A 20,585-nucleotide genomic window follows, 5' to 3' on the forward strand; every position below is an offset into this window, starting at 1 on the left:
CCATTGTTCCCCGATTTTTGCTACCGGGGGACTTGGTGTCCGACTATGTTGGCGACCGGTAGAGGAGGAAGCGAAGCCGCCGTTCCCTGCCGGTGAAGGGGCATATATGGAGGGGGTTCCCACCCGTCAACGGGATTTTGCATTTTTTTTGAAACAAGTCGCAAACCCCCCGGAAACCGGGGACTTTGCGATTGTTGCGCGCCTCGGATGATTCAGCCCGGCGCCGAATCACTGCGCCGAAACGCGCGGATTTGCGAAGAATCGGCCCCGACTCGGCATCGTAAGCGAAACCTTAAGCGCTCGGGTCTAGTCCGGATCGGACATGGCGAGCGATTCACCCAACGCGACTCCGCCCGCGGCATTGCGCGGCATGGAGGACGCCTCCTCCACGCGTGCGCAAAGCGATGCGCGCGTGTGTGTGATCGTGCCGGCCTATGGTGTCGCGCATCTGCTGGCCGAGGCGCTGACATCGTTGCAGCGCCAGTCCTTCACCGCGTGGGAATGCGTCGTGATCGACGACGGTGCGCCAGACGATGTGGCTGGTGCCGTCGCCCCGTTCCTCGCCGATCCCCGCATCCGCTTTCTCGCCACGACGAACAACGGCGTCTCCGCCGCCCGCAATACGGCGATTGCCGCAGCGGTGGCTCCGCTCATCACCCTGCTCGATGGCGATGATCTCTTCCGCCCCGACTACCTCGCGACTGTCGTACCCATTCTCGAGAATGACCCGGCCGTCCGCCTCGTCACCTGCAATGCGCTGATCTTCGGCGCAGTCGAGAAGCTGCGCACTTGCGTTGACCGGCCGCAGCCAACCCATGGCACGCTTTCCAACGTGCTGGACCGATCCTTCAACGTCTATATCGGCACCACCTTCCGCCGCGCCGATTTCGAGCGGGTTGGCGGCTTCGATAGCCGCATGGCCCAGTCGGAGGATTTCGATCTGTGGGTGCGCCTGATGATGCTCGGCGGGACGGCGCGTTATGTCGACATGGTGCTCGGCGAGTACCGGGTTCGTCCCGGCAGTGCTTCGGCCAATGCCGGGCGCATGCTGCTCGGCAATATCCGCACTTACGAGAAGGCTCGCGCCGCCCTCGCAGCGACCGCACCAGAGATCCCGCTGCTCGACCAGCTGCTCACCGAAAGCCGCGCCGCGCTCGATTTCGAGCACGCCATCGACTCTATCGTCGATGGGGATACCCGGCGCGGCCTTGCTGCCCTTCGCCAGTGCCGCAACCGGGTTGCCGGAATGACCTGGCGTATGTGCTTTGCCCTGTGGCGCTTCTTCCCGTCGCTCGCGCGGCCGATGCTGCGCTGGCGCCGCCGTGCCCACAGCCGGGGCGGCGCAGGCTCAGCCGTCTACCCCAGCTTCCTCGAAACTGAGGGCTGAACATGACCCGCAAAGAACGCCTTGTCGCCGAGCTTGCGGAGCAGCCACCGGTCATGTCCGTGCGGACCGCGGCCGTCTGGGCGCTCGTCTCGCAGTACACATCCTTTGCCATACAGTTCGTCACCAGCGTTGTTCTCGCACGGTGGTTCATCACGCCTGCAGAGCTGGGCCTCTTCTCGATCGCCTTCGCCGCGGTGACGCTGGTCGCTTTCCTCCAGGATTTCGGCGTCACGCGCTACATCAACGGCGAGCGCGAACTGACGCTTGAAAAGCTCCATACCGCCTTCACGATCTCGGTCATCTTTGCCTGGAGCATCGCGCTGCTCGCGATCCTCGCCTCGGGCCCGATCGCGGCGTTCTATCACGATCCGGCGATGCGTCCGGTCGCGCTGGTAATCGCCTGCTCCTACCTTCTCGTTCCGCTCGCGATCGTCCCGCAGGCGACCTGCCAGCGGCGGATGGACTACAAGTCGAACACCATGATCGAGGTCGGCTCGTCGATCGCCAATGCTGGCGTCGCGATCACGCTCGCGCTCTTTGGTTACGGCGCGCTGGCGCTCGCGTGGGGAGCCTTTGCCCAACAGGCCGCGCGGCTTGTCGTCAGCCAGTGGCGGGCCGGCTTCATGCTGCCCTGGCCGCTGCGCCTTGCAGGTGCTGGCCCGGTGTTCCAGCTCGGCGGCACCAACAGTGCGCAGGCCACCTGCTACTCGATTACCGGCCGCGCGCCCGAACTCGTCATCGGCCGCCTGATCGACAACGCCGCGGTCGGCCTCTTCGCGCGCGCCTCGGGCCTTGCCTTGCAGCTGCGCCTCCTTGTCGCAGGGGCCGTCACCGGCGTGTTCTATCCCGCCTTCCGCCGCGTGCGTGATAGCGGCGAACCGCTCGGCCCGCCCTACTTGCGCGTGGTCGCAGCCTATACCGGCGTGACATGGCCGGCGATGGCGGGCATCGCCGTGCTTGCCGAGCCGATCATCCACCTCCTTTATGGCGCGCGCTGGATCGCAGCCGCGCCGCTGCTTGGCTGGGTCGCGCTGTCACAGCTGTGCTATGTCGCGCTGCCGCTCAACGGTGATCTGCCGGTCCTGCTCGGCCACATGCGCGGTCTCATCCGCCGCAACGTGATCGAGACCCTGGCCTCGGTGCTGCTGCTCGCGGTTGCGGCGCCCTTCGGGCTCATCTGGGTTGCCATCTCGCGCTTTGCGCATGGCCTCGTCTTCATGGTCATCTACGCTCCGTTCATGCAGGGCATGCTCGGTTTCCGCTGGCGCGAACTTGCCCTCATCTACCTGCGCAGCCTTGTCGTCACCGCTGCAGCGGTTGCGCCGGTGCTGGCAGGCTATCAGCTCTGGGCCCCGGCGACCGAGGCCGGTGCATTGCAGATGCTGGTGACGGCAGGCTCCGGCATCCTCCTCTGGCTGGCTGCGCTGCGTCTTGCCGGCCACCCGCTCCTTGGCGAGATCACCGGTCTCCTCGGCGAACTCCTCGCCGGTCTGCGCGGACGCCGAGTCCAGCCGGCAACCCCCTGAAACTCATAGGCACCGCCTTCCGAAAGGCGTATGCTTGTATGCAGGAGAAGGACGCCATGGGCCTATTGGCACTCGCACCCGCCGGCGCGCTCGCGCTGGCAACCCCTGCACCGTTGCCGCCAGCCGAAGGCGGGCCGGGCGCAGTCGACATCGTCAAGGCCGATATCGACCGGCATGACCGCATGACCGTGCCCGTCCGCATCGGCAAGGCGGGACCCTATGATTTCCTCGTCGATACCGGCGCCGAGCGGACCGTGCTCGCCCGCGACATTGCCACCCGGCTCCAGCTGCCCATGTCCGGCACCGGCCTCCTCATCGGCATCGCCGGCACGCAGAGCGTCGATCTGGTCGAGATCGACGAGATCAACCTCGGCCGCCGCAGCTTCTATGGCCTCACCGCACCGCTGCTCGATGGCTACAACATCGGCGCAGACGGGATCATCGGGCTCGACAGCCTGCAGGACCAGCGCGTCCTCCTCGATTTCGACAAGAAGCGCATGGCAATCGGCGATGCCGCCACGCTGGGCGGCAGCCGCGGGTTCGAGATCGTCGTCCAGGCCCGCCGCCGCTCGGGCCAGCTGATCATGACCAACGCGGTGATCGACGGTGTGCGTACCGATATCGTGATCGACACCGGCTCCGATACCTCGATCGGTAACCGCGCTTTGCAAAGGGCCCTTTCCAAGCGCCACAAGGGTGAGACGACGCAGCTGCAGTCCGTCACCGGGCAGACGATCATGGCCGATATCGCCATGGCCCGCACCGTAAAGCTCGGCACGATGACGATGAGCAATTCCATGCTCGTCTTCGCCGACACGCCTGCCTTCGAAAAGCTCGAGATGGTCAAACGTCCGGCGATGTTCATGGGCATGAACCAGCTCAAGCTGTTCCACCGCGTCGCCATCGATTTCTCGACCAAGCGCATCCTGTTCGATCTACCCGACAACGCCGAGATCCCGATCCGGTTCTGAGAAGGTATCGCAACCGCATCCCATAACCACTGGCGAAACGCGCCAAAGCCCCTATCTGGGAACAATGCCGCCAGATACCGCCACTGATCCGAATGCCCGCCACGATGGCTGGGGCACGCTTCGCCGTTTCCTGCCCTATCTCTGGCCACGCGATAATCCGGTCCTGCGGCGCCGGATTATCGGCGCCACCGTGCTCATTCTTGCCGCCAAGGCGACCACGCTCGCGCTCCCCTACGCCTACAAGCGCGCGATCGATGCGATGAGCCTGCCCGGCACGACCGCTGGCACCGCCAGCGGCGCCTATGCCGTCGCGCTCGCTTTCGTGCTCGCCTATGCACTCGGCCGCTTCTCCGGCGTCGCCTTCGACAACTTGCGCAACATCGTGTTCGAGCGTGTCGGGCAGGATGCGACCCGCGCGCTGGCCGAAGACGTGTTCAGCCGGCTGCACAAGCTTTCGCTGCGCTTCCACCTCGCCCGCCGCACCGGCGAGGTTACCAAGGTGATCGAGCGCGGCACCAAGAGCATCGACGTGATGCTCTATTTCCTCTTGTTCAACATCGCGCCCACAGTGATCGAACTCGTCGCGGTTGCGATCATCTTCTACATCAGCTTCGGCTGGCCGCTCGTCGCCGCCACCGCACTTGCGGTGGTGCTCTATGCCTGGGCCACGCGCACGATCACCGAATGGCGCAACGCCCTGCGCGAGAAGATGAACCGGCTCGACGGGCAGGCCATGGCCCGCGCCGTCGATTCACTGCTCAACTACGAAACCGTGAAATACTTCGCCGCTGAAGCGCGCGAGGAAGCCCGCTACGCGCAGGCCACCCGCGCCTATGCCGATGCCGCGGTGAAGAGCGAGAACTCATTGGGCCTGCTCAACATCACGCAGGCGCTGATCGTCAATCTGCTGATGGCAGGCGCGATGGCCTACACCGTGTGGGGCTGGGCCAAGGGCCAGCTCACGGTCGGCGACGTTGTCTTCGTGAACACTTACCTCACCCAGCTGTTCCGCCCGCTCGACATGCTCGGCATGGTCTACCGCACCATCCGCCAGGGCCTGATCGATATGGCCGCCATGTTCAAACTGATGGACGAGCCGCAGGAAGTCGCCGACGCGCCTGGCGCCCCCGCACTCCTCGTCCGCCAGCCCGCGGTGGTGTTTGACACTGTCACGTTCGGCTACGACCCGGACCGCACGATCCTTCACGGCCTGACACTCGAGATCGCCGCCGGCAGCAAGGTCGCCATCGTCGGCCCCTCGGGCGCGGGCAAATCGACCATCGCGCGCCTGCTGTTCCGCTTCTACGATCCACAAGGTGGGCGCATCCTGATCGACGGGCAGGACATCCGCCTCGTCACCCAGAAATCGCTCCGCGCCGCGCTCGGCATCGTCCCGCAGGATTCGGTGCTGTTCAACGATACCATCGGCTACAACATCGCCTATGGCCGCGATGGCGCGGACCTCGCGGACGTCGAAGCCGCTGCCCGCGCTGCCGCGCTATCGCCGCTGATCGAACGCCTGCCCAAGGGGTTCGAGACTGAAGTTGGCGAACGCGGCCTCAAGCTCTCGGGCGGCGAGAAGCAGCGCGTCGCCATCGCGCGTACGCTGGTGAAGAACCCGCCCATCGTCCTGTTCGACGAGGCGACCAGCGCGCTCGATACCCGCACCGAGCAGGATATCCTCTCCACCATGCGCGGCCTCGCCGAACAGCGCACCACGATCTCGATCGCGCACCGCCTTTCGACCATCGCCGATTCGGACCGCATCTTCGTGCTCGATCAGGGCCGCCTTGTCGAAAGCGGCGGCCATCTCGAGCTGCTGCGGCGCGATGGTCTTTATGCTGAAATGTGGACGCGCCAGGCGGCCGAACAGAGCGACCTCAGCGAGGCCGCCGAATAGAGGCTGAAACGTCCCGCGATGCCCAAGCCATTCGTCCTTTTCGCAGCGCTCGTCTTCGGCCAATTCGCACCTGCGGCTGCCCAGACAGTGCCAGCACCGGCACCAGTCCCCGTCGCACAAGCTGAACCCGCCGCGAATCCGCCCGTCCCTTGCGCCGCCTCGGGCGGTCTTCTTGCGGGCTCGGGCCTGTGCCGCGCCGATGCGCTTGCCCGCCTGCCGCAGACGCGCCGCAATGCCTGGCAGCCTCCCGCCGGCTGCGATGTGCTCGCGCAGGAAGCCCCGCTCTCCGATGGCCGCTGGCTGCTCTATGCCGCACAGCGCTGCGGCGATCGCGCCGCCCGCCTCGCCATCGCGCCCGGCGAGAATGGCGCCTTCACGCTGAGCTACGCCGAAACCGCGCGCAACGCCGCGCTTGCGGGCAAGCCGGTTCTCACCCTCGTCGAAGGGCATCCCGCCCCCTATGAGGCGATCTACGCGCTGGTGATGCCTGGCATACCGCCAAAGCACGTCAAGCCATGCGCCTTGCGCACGCCCGAGATCGAAGGCTACCCGATCGACGCCTACGTGTTCGATCTGCCCCCCACCGAAGCCCGCAAGGCCGCCGCGCTCGATGCTCCATGCGGCCCCTACGGCCGTTCGGCCCGCACCGACAGCTACTGGCGCCTGTTCGATGGCATCGGCGTGTTCTACCGCTTCGGCGACGACCAGCCCGAGTTCGATCCGGCAAGCCTGGCGGTGTACAAGCCTGGCCGCTGAGAGAGCGGGGGCAGGCGGTGCATCATACAGCTGGCGGCGGCGTGACATTGATCTCGAAATGCAGCACGGACCTGCCCTCGCCGAGTTTGGCATAGAGCGCATGCGCCGGTGGATCGTCCAGATCAGCCTGCACGAACACGACGTCACTGCCCCGGTTCCGGGCAATTGCGCCGAGGTGCGCAATCAGTTGTGAAGCAACACCCTGCCGGCGAGCCGCTTCATCGACGCCAAGGTCGTAGATGTAGAACTCGCTGCGCTCCTGTTCGAACTTTTCCAGCTCGTAGGCCACCAAAGCGCCCACCACCTCACCCCGGACCTCGGCCACCAGGGCCACAAACTCCTCGCGCCCAAGCAACCGCGTCAGGTACGCGCCATCAGGCTGGGCCGCCCCATACGTTTCGGGATCTTCGAATACCTCGGCGAACAACCTGTTTACGGCCCGGAGTGCCGCTTCGTCGGCGCGGCCCAGCCGGCGGACGACAAGTCCGATCATTTCACCACATCGGCCTCGTGCCACACCACCGCCTGCGCCGCCTTCATGCAGCCACCTTCTTCATCCCAGGTGATGGTGGGCGAGCCGTAAAGCCGCCAGCCCTGCATCAGCGCTTCGGACACGCGCTCACAAAAGGCGCGATCGTCCTTACCGGTAAGGAGTCGATAGATCGGGCGGTCTTCTGGGGTCGTGTACATACCTGATATATAGGGCAAGGCAGCCGCGGCTGCATCACCATTCCTTGCAAAGCGCGCCGGTTCGTTCACCCTGTGCGAGCAGCGGGGGAAATCATGGCGGATCAGGCACTACCACAGCGCAGCGAAGACCTGTTCGGCCAGCCCAAGGGCCTCTGGGTCCTCGCTGGCACCGAGTTGTGGGACCGTATCTCGTTCCACGGCATGGTCGCGATGCTGGTGCTCTACATGACAGGCGATCTGCTGCTCGATCCCGCCCGCGTTGCCACGGTAATCGGCTTTGCGCCCTTTCGCGCCTTTCTGGAAAGCACCTCCGGGCCGCTTGGTCCGCAGGTAATCGCGCTGCAGACCTTCGGCTACTACTACGCCTGCGTCACGGGTTTTCCGCTGCTGGGCGGCTGGATCGGAGACCGGATCACTGGCCGCAAGCTGGCCGTCGGCAGCGGCGCGGCCATGATGACGATGGGCCATTTCGCGCTCGCGTTCGACCGCACCTTCCTGATCGCGCTCGTCTTGCTCATGTGCGGCGCAGGCCTTTTGCGCGGCAATCTCTCGGCTCAGGTCAAGTCACTCTACGCCGATGGCGACCCGCGCGAGGTCAACGCCTTCCAGTACTACTACCTCGGCATCAATTTCGGCGCTGCCGCCGCGCCGATCCTCAGCGGTAGCGTCGCCGCGATCTGGGGCTGGCATGCTGGATTCGCCGTCGCGGGCTTCGGCATGCTGATCGGGCTCCTCGTCTATCTCGGCGGGCAGCGCTGGCTCCCGGCCGAACAGCAGCGCACACCCGTCGCCTCGGGCAAGCGCCCGCCCCTCACCGCATCCGAACGCCGACGCGTCCTCGGCCTGCTGCTCATCTGGCCGCTCGTCGTCTGCTACTGGACCGCGCAGGCGCAGATCTGGAACGTCTACAACATCTGGCTGCGCGACAGCGTGGACCTCGATGTGGGCGGCTTTTCCGTTCCGGTCCCATGGTTCCAGTCCCTCGACGGCCTCGCGCCGGGCCTGTTCATCCCGCTCGTCCTGTGGATCTGGTCGATTCAGGCGAGGCGCGGACGCGAACCCGCTGTGCTGACCAAGCTTGCCATCGGCAGCGTCATCTTCGGCCTCAGCGTTGGCCTGCTCGCAGCGGGGCCGCTTCTGGCGGGCAGCACAGGCCGCGCGCCCATCGCGCTCCCGCTCCTGTTCCATATCACTTCGAACTTCGGCGCGATGTACTATGCGCCCGTCATCCTCGGCCTCTATGGCACCCGCGCTCCGCAGAGCTTGCGCGGCACGCTGGTCGGCATTTGCATGCTCGCAACCGCCGCCGGCAGCGTGCTGAGCGGCTGGATGGGCGGGCTCTACGAAAGCCTCGGCCCCGCCCCGTTCTGGCTCATCAACGCCGTGATCTGCACCGGAGCCGGAATTGGCATCCTGATCGCTGCGCCGCTGCTGGGCCGCCTGCTCGCGCAGGACGAATCAGCCTATCCCGGATAGCGCTCGAACGCCGGCAACTCGTGCGCACTTTCCATCCAGCCGATCCGCTCGGCCACCTGTACGTGAAGCTGCGGCGGGAGCGCTTCCGGATCATCAAGCGTCGCTGTCTGAATGTCGACCAGCCCCGGCAAGAACTCGGCGTTGCGATAGAACAACCCCGTCCCGCAGGTCCCGCAAAAGGCGCGCATTGCCGAGCCGGAGGAATTGAACACCACCGGCTCGCCCTGCGTCACCTCGAAATCGGCATCAGCATAGGCTGCCCAGCCCACCATCGGCGCACCGGCACTCTTGCGGCAATCCGCGCAGTGGCAGAGCGAGGAGTGCTGCGCCTCACCCTTCACCGCATAGCGGACCGCGCCGCACTGACATCCTCCGGACAGTTCCATCGTTGCTCACCCCTTTGCCTTGGTTAGAACATAATAGGAACATATCCGAAGCTTGGCGGCTTACAAGATGTATTTTGAAAGGTCCGCGTTCCCGGCCAGTCCTGCCAGCTTGTCCGCCACATAGGCCGCGTCGATCGTCACCGTCGTGCCGCGCCGGTCCTCGGCCTCGAAGCTCACTTCCTCAAGCAGCTTTTCCATCACCGTCTGCAACCGCCGCGCGCCGATGTTCTCGACCGCTTCGTTCACTTGCGCCGCCGTCCGTGCGACAGCCCGAATCGCATCCGGCGTGAAGTTCACCGTCACCTGCTCGGTGCCCAGGAGCGCGCGGTACTGCTCGACCAGGTTCGCCCGTGTCGAGGAGAGGATATGCACGAAGTCATCCTCGCTAAGCGCCGCCAGCTCCACCCGGATCGGCAGGCGGCCCTGCAATTCCGGCAGCATGTCGCTGGGCTTGGCCACATGGAACGCGCCGGAGGCGATGAACAGGACATGGTCGGTCTTCATCGGCCCGTACTTGGTGGCGACCGTGGTGCCCTCGATCAGCGGCAGCAGATCGCGCTGGACGCCCTCGCGGCTCACCGAACCGCCGCGCACGTCGCTCACCGCGATCTTGTCGATCTCGTCGATGAACACGATGCCGTTGGTCTCGGCATTGATCAGCGCCGCGCGTGCGACGTCGTCCTGATCCATCCGCTTCTCGGCCTCTTCGTCGACCAGTTTGTCCCACGCATCCGCCACGCGCAGCTTGCGCCGCTTCAGCGGCTTCTGCCCGAAGGCCTTGCCCATCATCTCGGACAAGTTGATCATGCCGATCCCGCCCTGCATGCCCGGGATCTCCATAGCCTTGGCGGGGGTATCCTCCACCTCGATCTCGACTTCGACGTCGTTCATCGAGCCTTCCGAAATCCGCTGGCGAAAGCTCTCGCGCGTCGCCTCGCTCGCGCCGTCACCCACCAGCGCCTTCAGCAGCCGGTCCATCGCCGCCTTGCTCGCTGCCTCGCGCACCGCCTCGCGGCGCCGCTCCTTCTCGAGCCGCACCGCTTCCTCCACGAGATCGCGCGCGATCTGCTCCACATCGCGGCCGACATAGCCGACCTCGGTGAACTTGGTCGCCTCGACCTTCACGAACGGCGCTTCGGCCAGCTTCGCCAGCCGCCGGCTGATCTCGGTCTTGCCGCAGCCCGTGGGCCCGATCATCAGGATGTTCTTGGGGCTCACCTCGTCGCGCAAGTCAGCAGATAGGCGCTGCCGCCGCCAGCGGTTGCGCAAGGCAACCGCAACGGCCTTCTTGGCATCGGCCTGGCCGACAATATGCGCATCAAGTGCAGCAACAATGGCTTTGGGAGTAAGGGTCTCGTTCATGGCAATTCTCTCTCCCCTCCCGCCTGCGGGAGGGGCCGGGGGAGGGTATGTTGGAGTGGCAGCGGCGCTCAGATCTCTTCGACCGTCACGCGGTCATTGGTGAAGACGCAGACTTCGGCCGCCACCTGCATCGCGCGCCGCGCAATCTTCTCGGCATCGTCCTCGTAAGGGTCGAGCGCCTTCGCGGCCGCCAGCGCATAGTTGCCGCCAGAGCCGATCGCCGCGATCCCGCCTTCGGGCTCCAGCACGTCGCCGTTGCCGGTCAGGATCAGCATCGTCTCGGCATCCGCGACGATCATCAGCGCTTCAAGATTGCGGAGGTACTTGTCGGTCCGCCAGTCCTTGGCGAGTTCCACTGCCGCCCGCATCAATTGCCCGCGGTGCTGTTCCAGCTTGCGTTCCAGCCGCTCGAAGAGCGTAAAGGCATCCGCGGTCGCTCCGGCAAACCCGGCAATCACCTTGCCGTCCCCGATGCGCCGAACCTTGCGGGCATTGGGCTTCATCACGGTGTTGCCCATGGAAACCTGCCCGTCACCGGCGATGACGGTGCGGCCATTCTTCTTGACGCCGATGATCGTGGTGCCGTGCCACTGCACAAGCCCGTGGGCTGAATGAGTATCGTTCATGCACCCGATATGGGGCGCACGAAATCCGGTTCAAGCGCTATGCCGAACCCTCAGCTTCCGTTCGGACCGGAACCTGTCGGCCCACCGCCTGCACCTGCCGCACCCGGCACCGCGCCGACCGAGCCGATATTGCCGAACAGATCTTCAAAGAAGCTGCGCGTGCGGCCCAGCGTCGGGGTCTTGTGGCCGTCGGGGTTGAGCGAGACGACTTTCTCCATGCCGCGCCGCTCCACGCTGGCAACATTGCCCTTCTCGTCGAAGCTTACCATCAGCACATTCTGCTCGCGCGCTTGCGGGCGCTTGAATGGGCGCTGGCGGGTGTCGATCGAGACGTAGTACCAGATCTGCTTGCCGAACTCGCTCTTGAAGGTCGGCTGGCCGAGCGCGCGTTCCACCGAAGTGCGGTTGTCGATCCCCGGCTGCACCGAACCGGTCAGCGCCGGATCGATCAGGTAGCCGCGGTGATCCTTGATACTGGCGCAGCCCCCTACCATGAGCGTCAGCGCGCCCAGCGCCGCCGCCGCCTGCAGTCTTGTGTTCCAGCCCTTGCCCAGCATGCGTTACTCCGAATTCGCCGGCTGCCGGCCCAGTCACCGTGCCCATCGGGGCGTTTGCCAATTGGCCCGCGCACCCTATATCGCCGTTTATCGCCACGTGCCTTACGGTGCACGGCGCGTTACTGCAATGGCGCACGGGCGCTTTCCCCGCCCTGAACCGCCCGGCCAGCCAAGAAGGACAACCACGCACATGTCGCTCCTCGCCCGCCTGTTCGGTGCCCGCACGGATGAACGCGATACCGTGCGCGAGTTGTGGCACCGGATCGTCGCCATCGCGCGCGAGAAGGAATGGTACCGGGATTGCGGTGTCGCCGATACGCTCGCCGGCAGGTTCGACATGATCACGCTGGTGCTCAGCCTCGTCATGCTGCGGATGGAGCACGAGGATGCACTGATCGCGCCCTCCGCCCGCCTCACCGAACTGTTTGTCGAAGACATGGACGGCCAGCTGCGCGAGCAGGGTGTCGGCGATGTCGTCGTCGGAAAGCACATTGGCAAGCTCATGGGCACGCTCGGCGGCCGCCTTGGCGCCTACCGCGAGGGGCTGGCGGGCGGCGAAGAGGCCATGGCCGAAGCCGTGCGCCGCAATGTCACGCTCTCCTCGGGCACCGATCCCCTGATCGTCGCGCAGCGCGCCCGCGCTTTCGCCGCCGGCCTCGCGCTTGTCCCGGGCTTCCGCGTGTTGGCAGGTGAAATCGGACGATGAGCCTACCTGCGCCCGAATATAGCTACCCCGTCGATCTGCGCCAGATCACCGATGCGCCGCTGACGCTCGTACCCGACGAAGCCGCGCGCCGCCGCCTTGCCGGGCGCTTCGGGATCACCGCCATTCCGGCGATGCAGGCCACTGTCCAGCTTGTGCGCGAGGGCGAGCGGGTCACTGCCACCGGCCGCCTTGTCGCCGACGTCATCCAGGCCTGCCGCATTTCTGCCGAAGACTTCCCCGTCCATATCGAAGAGACCGTCCACATGCGCTTTGTCCCGCCGGCGGGGGCGATCACGCCGGACGAGGAAGTCGAGCTCACCGCCGATGATTGCGACGAGATCGAATACGAAGGCACTGCCTTTGATCTCGGCGAAGCCCTCGCCCAGACCCTGGCGCTCGCCATCGATCCCTTCGCGGAAGGGCCGAACGCCGAAGCCTTCCGCGCCGAGTACGGCCTCACCGGCGAAACACCCACCGGGCCTTTCGCCGCGCTTGCCGCACTGAAGAAGCAGGATTGATCCCATGAGCGAGGACGGACCCCAGCGCGGCCCCGGAGGCGGCCACCGCGACCTGACAAAGGGCCCGATCCTCACGACCCTGCTGGTGTTCTCCGCGCCCACGCTCGCCTCGAACATCCTTCAGGCGCTCAACGGCTCGGTCAATTCGGTCTGGGTCGGCCGCCTGCTGGGGGATAGCGCTCTCGCTGCCACGGCCAACGCCAATGTCGTGATGTTCCTCATCTTTGCAGCGGTGTTCGGCTTCGGCATGGCGGCCACGGTAAAGGTCGGCCAGGCATTCGGTGCGGGGCAGGTCGATGCTGCCCGGCGCACATTCGGCACCGCGATCGGCCTCTGTGTCGGTCTGAGCCTCGTACTCGCGCCGCTTGGCTGGGTGCTGACTCCGCACCTCCTCACCGCCATGCGCACCCCGCCCGAGATCTTCGGCTTCGCGCTTACCTATCTGCGGCTGATCTTCGTCGCGATGCCCGCTTCGACGATCACGGTCATCGTCGGCATGGGCCTGCGCGGCGCTGGAGACGCGCAGACGTCGCTGCGCTTCATGGTCGTCTCGGTTGTGCTCGATATCGCGCTCAACCCGCTGCTGATCGCCGGCTTCGGACCCATTCCCGCGCTCGGAATTGCCGGCTCCGCACTGGCGACGGCGATTGCCGCCTATGCCTCGATGGCCGGCCTCGTGATCTACGTCTACGCGCGCAATCTCCCGCTGCGGCTGCGTGGGCGCGAGCTTGCCTACCTCATCCCGCAGGCCGCAGAGCTCAGATACATTCTCATCAAGGGCCTGCCGATGGGCGCGCAGATGCTGATGATCTCGGCCTCGGGCCTCATCATGATCGGCCTCGTCAATCAGGAAGGCGCCATGCTCAGCGCGGCCTACGGCGCTTCGCTCCAAGTCTGGACCTACCTGCAGATGCCCGCGATGGCGATTTCCGCCGCGCTCAGCGCCATGGCCGCGCAGACGATCGGCGCCGGGCTCGGCGAGCGCCTCGGCAAGATCACCCGTGCCGGGCTCATCCTCAACATCACCATCACCGGGGCGCTGACGCTCCTGCTGCTCGCCTTCGATCGCCCGGTGCTGACCCTGTTCCTCGGCCCGACCAGCCCCGCCGTGGACGCTGCGCGCCACATCCAGTTCATGGCCAGCTGGAGCTACGTCCTCTTCGGCATGACGATCGTGCTGTTCGGGACAATGCGCGCGGGCGGCGTCGTCCTCGCCCCGATCATCGTCCTTGGCGCCGCGATGTACCCCGTCCGCCTCGGCTTCTATGCGCTTGCCTACCCCGCGCTCGGCCCGGACGCGATCTGGCTTTCCTTCCCGGTCGGCTCTGCCGCCGCGACGATCATGGCCACCATCGCCTACCGCCGCCCCGGCTGGCGCACCAAGGCCCGCGTCGTCGACGAAGCCGAATGCAGCGAGGAAACGCAGGCAGACGGCGATTGCACGGGGCGGATGGCGCCTTCGCTCTAAGGCGGTCGCAGCAAGGTTCGTCCGCTCAGATCAGCAGGAAATCGCTGATGGAGAGGTCCGGAAAGTTGCCACCGGCAATGGCTATATCCGCGACGGCAACGGCCGCTTTGCCGCCCACACCATCGGGATCGTAGTACAGGACTCCGGTGCTGGAATTGTAGATGATCCGGTCGGACGCATCCTGCGCCGCCTTGGCTCCGGGCGCGCTGTAGAAGTTGGCAAAGCTCAGGGCTTGCGGCTTGGGCGAAAAGGTGCCGGTCACGGCATAGTTCGACAGGACGATCCGATCCCCCTCGGCGCGGTTGAAATCCGTGATCCTGTCGCGGGTAATCTCGATTCCGCCCAGTTCGGTCAGACTGAAGCGGTCAGCACCGCTCCCGCCAGTCAGACTGTCATTGCCGCCATCGGCACTCAGCCAATCGTTCCCGCCATTGCCGAACAGGATATCGTTGTCGCCATTCCCGGCCAGCCAGTTGGCCTTGTCGTCCCCGATGAGTGTGTCCTTGCCGTAGCTGCCGGCAAGCGACTCGATGCTGACCAGTGTGGCTTGTCCAGCCGTGCCGATGGCCTGCGGCCCGGTTATTCTGAGATCGACCGTGAATGAGCCTGTATAGAGATCATCGAGCGAGTAGGTATCGCGCCCGCTCCCGCCATTGATAAGGTCGGTGCCCGTGCCACCGGTCAGGATGTCGTTGCCGCTGCCACCAAACAGGCTGTCATTGCCGGCCTGCCCCAGCAGCCAATCGTTACCGGCATTGCTCTGCACGATATCGTCACCGGCACCGGCGTAGACCGTGTCATCTCCGCCCCCTGCAAAGATGACATCGTTGCCGTCCCACGTATCGATCCTGTCATTACCCGGCGAAAGCACGACACGGTCGTTGCCCTTGAAGATCAGGCGGAAAGCCATCTGATCCGAAAGGGCTTGCTCCCTTGCATAATCGACTGCGGACAGTCTGACCCCGGTCAGGACAAAGTCCGGCGTCGTCTCGCCATCGGTGTACTGCGCAATCGCGTTGATCGTTCCATCGAGTACGGTCTTGTCGGCGGAAAGCGAAAAATTCCGTCCTGCAATCACCGTCTGAACGAGCTTGTTGCTGGAATAGACTGGCGAGCCCCCGTAGGACGTAACCCAATACTCGACCGAAAGGGCATTCGCGTAGGCGCGGCCGGCAATCATGGTGCTCCCGCTGGTATCAAGAACCGGCGGTGTGATACTCTGACCAAGCGAAAGAAGACTGGTCGTGAAGTAATCAAACGGTGCGTAAGCCCGCAACGAAACCATAATGGCGTGGTCCCTCAATCAGTCTGGTCTGCTCGCCATATACGATCGGCATGCGGCTATACCTTCCTAGGCGGGGCCAGAACGTTTGATCAAGGCCGAGAGATATTTTGACACGAACCTGCGTTCGCGCCGCGTCATTGCGCGGTGTCCATACACGACAGAGTTGTTCGGGATCCAAGCGCAGGCTCCCATGCCTGCCGGTCGCGCTCTTCCTGATTACCGCGACTGCGCGCGCCAGCGCTGCACCGTCCGTTCGACGGCCATTTCCTCGCCGCCGGTCTTGCCCCAGAGTTCGGAGAACGACGGGTCGGCCGAGGCGGGACGCAAGTCATTGTGCAGTTCGTCGAACGAAACGCGGATCGGGATCGAAACACCCTCGCCGCAGATGATGCATTCGCGGTTGCGCAGCGCCGGGATCGAATCGAGAAACCCGCGCGCGCCTTCGGGCATCGCTGCCTTCACGAAAGCCTGGTCGCGCTCATTGTTGAGGCGCATCGCGATGATCGTGCCGCACTGGCTGAGCACGCCTTCGGCAAGGTCGGAGGGGCGCTGCGTGATGAGGCCCAGCGAAACGCCGTATTTGCGGCCTTCCTTGGCGATACGCGAGAGGATGCGGCCGACCGAGGAGCCATCGGAATTCTTCTCAGCCGGAACGTAGCGATGCGCTTCCTCGCAGACCAGCAGGATCGGCCGGGTCTCCTCGTCGCGCGACCAGATCGCGTAGTCGAACACGAGGCGCGAAAGCACAGCGACGACGGTCGAAGTCACTTCCGAAGGCACGCCCGAAACGTCGATGATCGAGATCGGCTTGCCGTGCGAGGGAAGGCGGAACACGCGGCTGATGAATTCGGCCATCGTATCGCCCACGAGCATGCCCGAGAACATGAACTGATAGCGCGGATCGCCGCGCAGTTCCTCGATCTTGGTCTTGATCCGCTGATAGGGCACCGAAGTGTGGCCCTTGTCGAGCTTGCCCATCTCGTTGTTGAGGATGTTGAGCAGGTCGGACAGCAGATACGGGATCGGCGAATCGACCGTGATCTTGCCGATCTGCTCCGCCAGCCGATTCCTGTGCCGCGCCTGCAACAGGCACTTGCCGAGAATATCCGAATCGATCTGGCGATCCGTACCGGTCGAGGTCAGGAACACTTCGCAGTGCTCTTCGAAATTCATCAGCCAGTACGGCATGTTGAGGTTCGAGACGTCGAGCAGCTGGCCGTGGTTGCGGAAGGCCTGCATGTATTCGCCGTGCGGGTCGATCATCACGATGTGACCCTCGGGCGCCAGCTCGCAAATGCGGTGCAGGATGAGCGCGGCGCTTGTCGATTTGCCGGTACCGGTCGATCCCAGCAGCGCGAAATGCTTGCCCAGCAGCGCATCGACATAGAGCCCGGCGCGGATGTCGCGGGTCGGGAATACCGTGCCGATGGTCACGTTGGTGCGGCCGTCGCTCGCATAGATCTGGCGAAGGTCGGTGCTGGTCGCGGGATAGATCGGCGATCCGGGCACTGGATAGCGCGTCACGCCGCGGCGGAACCCGTAGATCTTGCCTGTCAGCCGTTCCTCGTCGCCTTCGCCGAGGAAGTCGACTTGCGCGATGATCACGCCGTCGTGCCCGGCGGTCATGTCCTGGCGCTGGGTGCGTACGCTGGCAAGCAGCCAGCCGGTGCCGACGCGGATCTTGAGCTGGCTGCCGACTTGCCCTGCAAGCGAGATCGACGGATCGCTGTCCGCCATGCATTCCTCAAGCCGGGTGAGATCGAGCGCAATCGAGCTGCCCGCACCGGATACGTCGAGCACATAGCCGATCGGACGCCGGGCGTTGTCCGATGCAGGGCGCGGCGCGCCCCGCGCGTCGCTGCTCACGGCTGGACGCGCACCGTTGGCCGCGAGGTCGGCGGGCGTCGCCCTGCCTGCGCCTTCCAGGCCATTGATGCTCATATCGCTCATTGCCACTTGATCCCCGCCCGAAACGGCTTCGCGTAGTCAGGACCTAACCTTAGACGGTTAAAAACTGGCTAATCATTCAAAGTGGCAAAGCTTTTGCCATATGTCCGGCAGCGCTGGTCAGACGAGCGCGAAAAGACGCCCGGCAATCCAGCCCATCGAGATCGAAACGACGACCGCAAACAGCCCGTAAAAGAAACCATTACGCTCGGCATTGTAAGCCACCAGCCGCTCGAATCCTTCCTTGCGCACCGTGACGCGCGAGATGGCTGAGGCAACCACCCGGCCGTCGCGCACGGCAAATGTCTCGGCCGTATAGGTGCCTGTCAGCACGCTCGAGGGCAGCGAAATCCGCGCCTGGTAAAGCACTTGTCCGCTGATCTTCACCGCGTTCTCGTCCTCCTGGTAGAGCCCCTGCCGCCGCATGAGATCAACCAGGCCACCCGAAAAGCGCTTCTGCTCCACCGGATCGATCACGCCCACCGGCGAAAGCTGCAGCCACTTCAGGCCCATCTCATAAATCGCCGCGGTCTTGCCATCGACCAGCGCGGCCACCGGCCGCGAGGAGGCCAGCGCATAGAAGCTCGGCGCCGAGCGGAACTCGGTGCTGTCGGCATTAACCCAGATGCCCGCCACCTTGCGCTTCTCGCGCACCACGATCGAGCGCGCGGGTCCTTCGAGCAGCACGACAATGTCGTAATCTCCTGCCGCACGCGTGCCCTCGGGTGTCAGGATTGCACCGAACAGCAGCAGGTCGGCCCCGGTAAAGCCCTGCCGCACCTGGATCTCGTGCTGCGAGATCTCGGGCACCAGGATCGGCCCCCGCGCGCCGGCACTCAGGAACAGCACAAGCAGCAGCGCCGCGATCCGCCCGATCATTGCGCCACCACTGTGTATATCTCGTCCGGCCGGTAGCCAAGCCCCAGCGCCATGCGGATCGCGACACCGAGCACGATCACCGCTAGGATCAGCCGCAACTGCTCCGGCTTTGCCTTCTGCGCGAACTGCGCGCCGAGCTGCGCCCCGGTCACCGATCCAATCAGCAGCAGCACCGCCAGCACGATATCGACCGCGCGTGTCGTGAGCGCATGCATCATCGTCGTCGCCATCGTCACGAACAGGATCTGGAACAGCGATGTGCCCACGACCACCGTCACTCCCATGCCGAGGATGTAGAGCATCGCGGGCACGAGGATGAAGCCGCCGCCGATCCCCATCAGCATGGTGAGGATGCCGGTAAAAATCCCCAGCAGCAGCGGCGCCAGCGGCGAGATGTAGAGCCCAGACCGATAGAAGCGCCAGCGCAGCGGCAGGCTGGCGACCAGCGGATGGTGGCGGCGCTTGCGGGGCGGCTGCGGTTTGCCGGTGCGCTCGGCTCTCAGCGCGCCGAGGCTCTCGTGCGCCATGAGGCCGCCGATCCCGCCGAGCATCAGCACATAGAGAATGTTGATGACCGTATCGATCTGGCCGAGCGCCTCCAGCAGGCGGAACAGCAGCGCGCCGAGGCCGGTGCCGATCACGCCGCCTGCCACCAGCACGCCGCCCATCTGGTAATCGATCCCACCGCGCCGGGCATGGGCGAAGGCGCCCGAAACACTTGCCCCGGTCACCTGGCTGGCAGCGGATGCCGCCGCCACTGTCGGCGGCACGCCGTAGAAGATGAGCAGAGGCGTTGTCAGGAACCCGCCGCCCACGCCGAACATGCCCGAAAGTAGCCCTGTCAGCGCGCCGAGCAGGACGATGACGAGGCCATTGACCGAAAGATTCGCGATCGGGAGGTAAACATCCATCCTGTCCGCGAGGCTAGCCGCTCCGCACCCGCTTGGGAACGCTTGGCACCGTCTTTTTCCCGATCAGAATCCCGCCGCGACTGTCAATGCGGGGCCCGACCCGGGCTCGGCCCGCCCCGCGACGCGAAAACGCCAGTCCACGCCGACCCGCACCCCGATCCGCCGCGAGGATGGCCCGAGCACGGTCCTGAGTTCAACCCGTGGCCCGAGGTCGAGCCGCACTGCGCCGCGCTGCCCGCCGCTCCAGACCCCACCACCCGCGCTAAGCTGTGTGCCCGGCAGGGGACGGATTACATGGCGCTGCAGGGTTGCAGCCAGATCGTAGAACGGTGTTGCATCGCGCCCACCGGCCCAGCCGCCCTGCGCATAGGCCTCCGCCTCGACGCCCAGCGGCAAGCGCAGCGGCGCCATTTGGGTCACGGCCATGACAACCGGGCGCGACCGGGTGACCCCGCTCTGCTCCTGCAGCCGCCATTCGCCGAGCAGCGCCACCGGCAGTCGCCGCACCGGCCGCACCATGAGCCCCAGCGCTGCCTCGCTTTGCCGAACTTGCGCGCCCAGCGCCGTCGAGACGCGCAGATAGGCTTGTGGCCGCAGCGCGCTTGCCGGTGCGAAGCCATAACGCAGCACGCCGCCGGCCTGGCTGCCGCCATAGGCAGCAGTCCCCGGTGAAAGCGCCGGCGCCTGATCGCCGCCGCGCAGCAGCAGCCAGCCATCGGCCGACCAGCGCGGCAGGCGCGGCCCCGTCCTGTCTCGCGGTGTTCCCGCCGTCGCCGCCGCAGGGCGCGCGATGCCCGTCGGCGCTGCCAGATGGGACAGGCGGCTTCCTGCAGGAACCGGATTACCTGCCGACGTTGCCATAGGCTCAGAGCTGAGCGCCTCTGCCAACATCGCGCCGCGCTCTGCCTCAGGGCGCTGCCCCAGAGCAGCCTGCAGATGCTCCGTCCGTCCCACCGCATCGCCCGTGGCCAGCTGGGGTGCGCGCCGCGCGGCGCTGTTCGCCCCGCGGCGCGGCATGAGGGGAACCGCCAGCGTGGCGAGCCTTGCGCTGTGCCGTTCGGGGTATGCGGGGTTTCGCGGCCCGGGGGCCGGTGCGGCGAGAGGGGCAGCCCCGGAACCGGACGCCATCCGCTGCATCTCCTCAGCCGGGCTTCCCTCGATCGCGACGACCGTGACCCGCACCGCAATCCACATCGTGAGGATCATCACCAGCGCAATCACGGGCTGTCCGCGC

Annotated in this window: 20 protein-coding genes; 9 read left to right on the plus strand and 11 right to left on the minus strand. The window is 65.5% G+C overall.

Features of this window, described 5'->3' with window-relative positions; translation table 11 throughout:
- Positions 1-322 precede the first annotated feature (322 nt).
- The 5 genes from Q0082_RS18625 to Q0082_RS18645 all read left to right on the plus strand — a co-directional run bounded on the left by Q0082_RS18625 (position 323) and on the right by Q0082_RS18645 (position 6,540).
- A complete protein-coding gene (locus tag Q0082_RS18625; protein WP_298195101.1) occupies positions 323-1,387 on the plus strand; it encodes a glycosyltransferase family A protein in 1,065 nt (354 codons plus the stop codon).
- A 2-nt stretch (positions 1,388-1,389) separates the two neighbouring features.
- On the plus strand, positions 1,390-2,913 hold the full coding sequence (locus Q0082_RS18630) for a lipopolysaccharide biosynthesis protein (protein WP_298195102.1): 1,524 nt from the start codon (positions 1,390-1,392) through the stop codon (positions 2,911-2,913).
- Between the two features lie 56 nt (positions 2,914-2,969).
- A complete protein-coding gene (locus tag Q0082_RS18635) occupies positions 2,970-3,884 on the plus strand; it encodes an aspartyl protease family protein (protein ID WP_298195103.1) in 915 nt (304 codons plus the stop codon).
- A 64-nt stretch (positions 3,885-3,948) separates the two neighbouring features.
- The gene (locus Q0082_RS18640; protein WP_298195104.1) at positions 3,949-5,784 is read left to right on the plus strand and encodes an ABC transporter ATP-binding protein/permease; all 1,836 of its coding nucleotides are present in this window, start codon (positions 3,949-3,951) and stop codon (positions 5,782-5,784) included.
- Positions 5,785-5,802: 18 nt separating this feature from the next.
- Positions 5,803-6,540 carry a hypothetical protein gene (locus Q0082_RS18645; protein ID WP_298195105.1) on the plus strand — a complete coding sequence of 246 codons (738 nt, stop codon included), beginning with the start codon at positions 5,803-5,805 and terminating at the stop codon, positions 6,538-6,540.
- A 22-nt stretch (positions 6,541-6,562) separates the two neighbouring features.
- Here the strand turns inward: Q0082_RS18645 and Q0082_RS18650 are convergent, their stop codons facing one another.
- Together Q0082_RS18650 and Q0082_RS18655 are read right to left on the minus strand one after the other, a co-directional pair.
- A complete protein-coding gene (locus tag Q0082_RS18650; protein ID WP_298195106.1) occupies positions 6,563-7,033 on the minus strand; it encodes a GNAT family N-acetyltransferase in 471 nt (156 codons plus the stop codon).
- A complete protein-coding gene (locus Q0082_RS18655) occupies positions 7,030-7,230 on the minus strand; it encodes a DUF1737 domain-containing protein (RefSeq protein ID WP_054121679.1) in 201 nt (66 codons plus the stop codon). The genes Q0082_RS18650 and Q0082_RS18655 overlap by 4 nt, the downstream gene beginning before the upstream one ends.
- A gap of 93 nt (positions 7,231-7,323) precedes the next feature.
- Between Q0082_RS18655 and Q0082_RS18660 the strand changes: the two genes are divergently transcribed.
- Positions 7,324-8,706, plus strand: coding sequence for a peptide MFS transporter (locus Q0082_RS18660; protein WP_298195107.1), 1,383 nt, complete (start codon positions 7,324-7,326; stop codon positions 8,704-8,706).
- Here Q0082_RS18660 and Q0082_RS18665 read toward each other — a convergent pair.
- The 4 genes from Q0082_RS18665 to Q0082_RS18680 all read right to left on the minus strand — a co-directional run bounded on the left by Q0082_RS18665 (position 8,694) and on the right by Q0082_RS18680 (position 11,637).
- Positions 8,694-9,092: a GFA family protein gene (locus Q0082_RS18665; protein WP_298195108.1), complete on the minus strand. Its 399-nt coding sequence runs from the start codon at positions 9,090-9,092 to the stop codon at positions 8,694-8,696. The two genes, Q0082_RS18660 and Q0082_RS18665, sit on opposite strands and share 13 nt — an antisense overlap.
- A gap of 60 nt (positions 9,093-9,152) precedes the next feature.
- The gene (hslU, locus tag Q0082_RS18670) at positions 9,153-10,454 is read right to left on the minus strand and encodes an ATP-dependent protease ATPase subunit HslU (RefSeq protein WP_298195109.1); all 1,302 of its coding nucleotides are present in this window, start codon (positions 10,452-10,454) and stop codon (positions 9,153-9,155) included.
- A gap of 68 nt (positions 10,455-10,522) precedes the next feature.
- A complete protein-coding gene (hslV, locus tag Q0082_RS18675; protein ID WP_298195110.1) occupies positions 10,523-11,080 on the minus strand; it encodes an ATP-dependent protease subunit HslV in 558 nt (185 codons plus the stop codon).
- Between the two features lie 50 nt (positions 11,081-11,130).
- On the minus strand, positions 11,131-11,637 hold the full coding sequence (locus Q0082_RS18680; protein WP_298195111.1) for an outer membrane protein assembly factor BamE: 507 nt from the start codon (positions 11,635-11,637) through the stop codon (positions 11,131-11,133).
- A 190-nt stretch (positions 11,638-11,827) separates the two neighbouring features.
- On the opposite strand from Q0082_RS18680, the gene Q0082_RS18685 reads away from it, so the two are divergent.
- The 3 genes from Q0082_RS18685 to Q0082_RS18695 are packed head-to-tail and all read left to right on the plus strand — an operon-like array spanning position 11,828 to position 14,329.
- Complete coding sequence (locus Q0082_RS18685; RefSeq protein ID WP_298195112.1) at positions 11,828-12,343, plus strand: ubiquinol-cytochrome C chaperone family protein; 516 nt, start codon at positions 11,828-11,830, stop codon at positions 12,341-12,343.
- Positions 12,340-12,861, plus strand: a complete 522-nt coding sequence (locus tag Q0082_RS18690) for a DUF177 domain-containing protein (protein WP_298195113.1) — start codon at positions 12,340-12,342, stop codon at positions 12,859-12,861. The genes Q0082_RS18685 and Q0082_RS18690 overlap by 4 nt, the downstream gene beginning before the upstream one ends.
- Positions 12,862-12,865: 4 nt before the next feature.
- On the plus strand, positions 12,866-14,329 hold the full coding sequence (locus Q0082_RS18695) for an MATE family efflux transporter (RefSeq protein WP_298195114.1): 1,464 nt from the start codon (positions 12,866-12,868) through the stop codon (positions 14,327-14,329).
- A gap of 25 nt (positions 14,330-14,354) precedes the next feature.
- On the opposite strand, the gene Q0082_RS18700 is transcribed toward Q0082_RS18695, so the two are convergent.
- The 5 genes from Q0082_RS18700 to Q0082_RS18720 all read right to left on the minus strand — a co-directional run bounded on the left by Q0082_RS18700 (position 14,355) and on the right by Q0082_RS18720 (position 20,557).
- Positions 14,355-15,509 (minus strand): calcium-binding protein, encoded by a 1,155-nt coding sequence (locus Q0082_RS18700; protein ID WP_298195115.1) that lies wholly within the window; start codon positions 15,507-15,509, stop codon positions 14,355-14,357.
- A 321-nt stretch (positions 15,510-15,830) separates the two neighbouring features.
- A complete protein-coding gene (locus Q0082_RS18705) occupies positions 15,831-17,564 on the minus strand; it encodes a DUF87 domain-containing protein (RefSeq protein WP_298195116.1) in 1,734 nt (577 codons plus the stop codon).
- Positions 17,565-17,681: 117 nt separating this feature from the next.
- Positions 17,682-18,440, minus strand: coding sequence for a TIGR02186 family protein (locus Q0082_RS18710; RefSeq protein WP_298195117.1), 759 nt, complete (start codon positions 18,438-18,440; stop codon positions 17,682-17,684).
- Positions 18,437-19,351, minus strand: coding sequence for a sulfite exporter TauE/SafE family protein (locus Q0082_RS18715; RefSeq protein WP_298195118.1), 915 nt, complete (start codon positions 19,349-19,351; stop codon positions 18,437-18,439). Before Q0082_RS18715 ends, Q0082_RS18710 begins: the two co-directional genes overlap by 4 nt.
- 63 nt (positions 19,352-19,414) lie before the next feature.
- Positions 19,415-20,557, minus strand: a complete 1,143-nt coding sequence (locus tag Q0082_RS18720) for a hypothetical protein (RefSeq protein WP_298195119.1) — start codon at positions 20,555-20,557, stop codon at positions 19,415-19,417.
- Positions 20,558-20,585 lie beyond the last annotated feature (28 nt).

Source organism: Novosphingobium sp., from assembly GCF_027489515.1.
Classification (GTDB): domain Bacteria; phylum Pseudomonadota; class Alphaproteobacteria; order Sphingomonadales; family Sphingomonadaceae; genus Novosphingobium.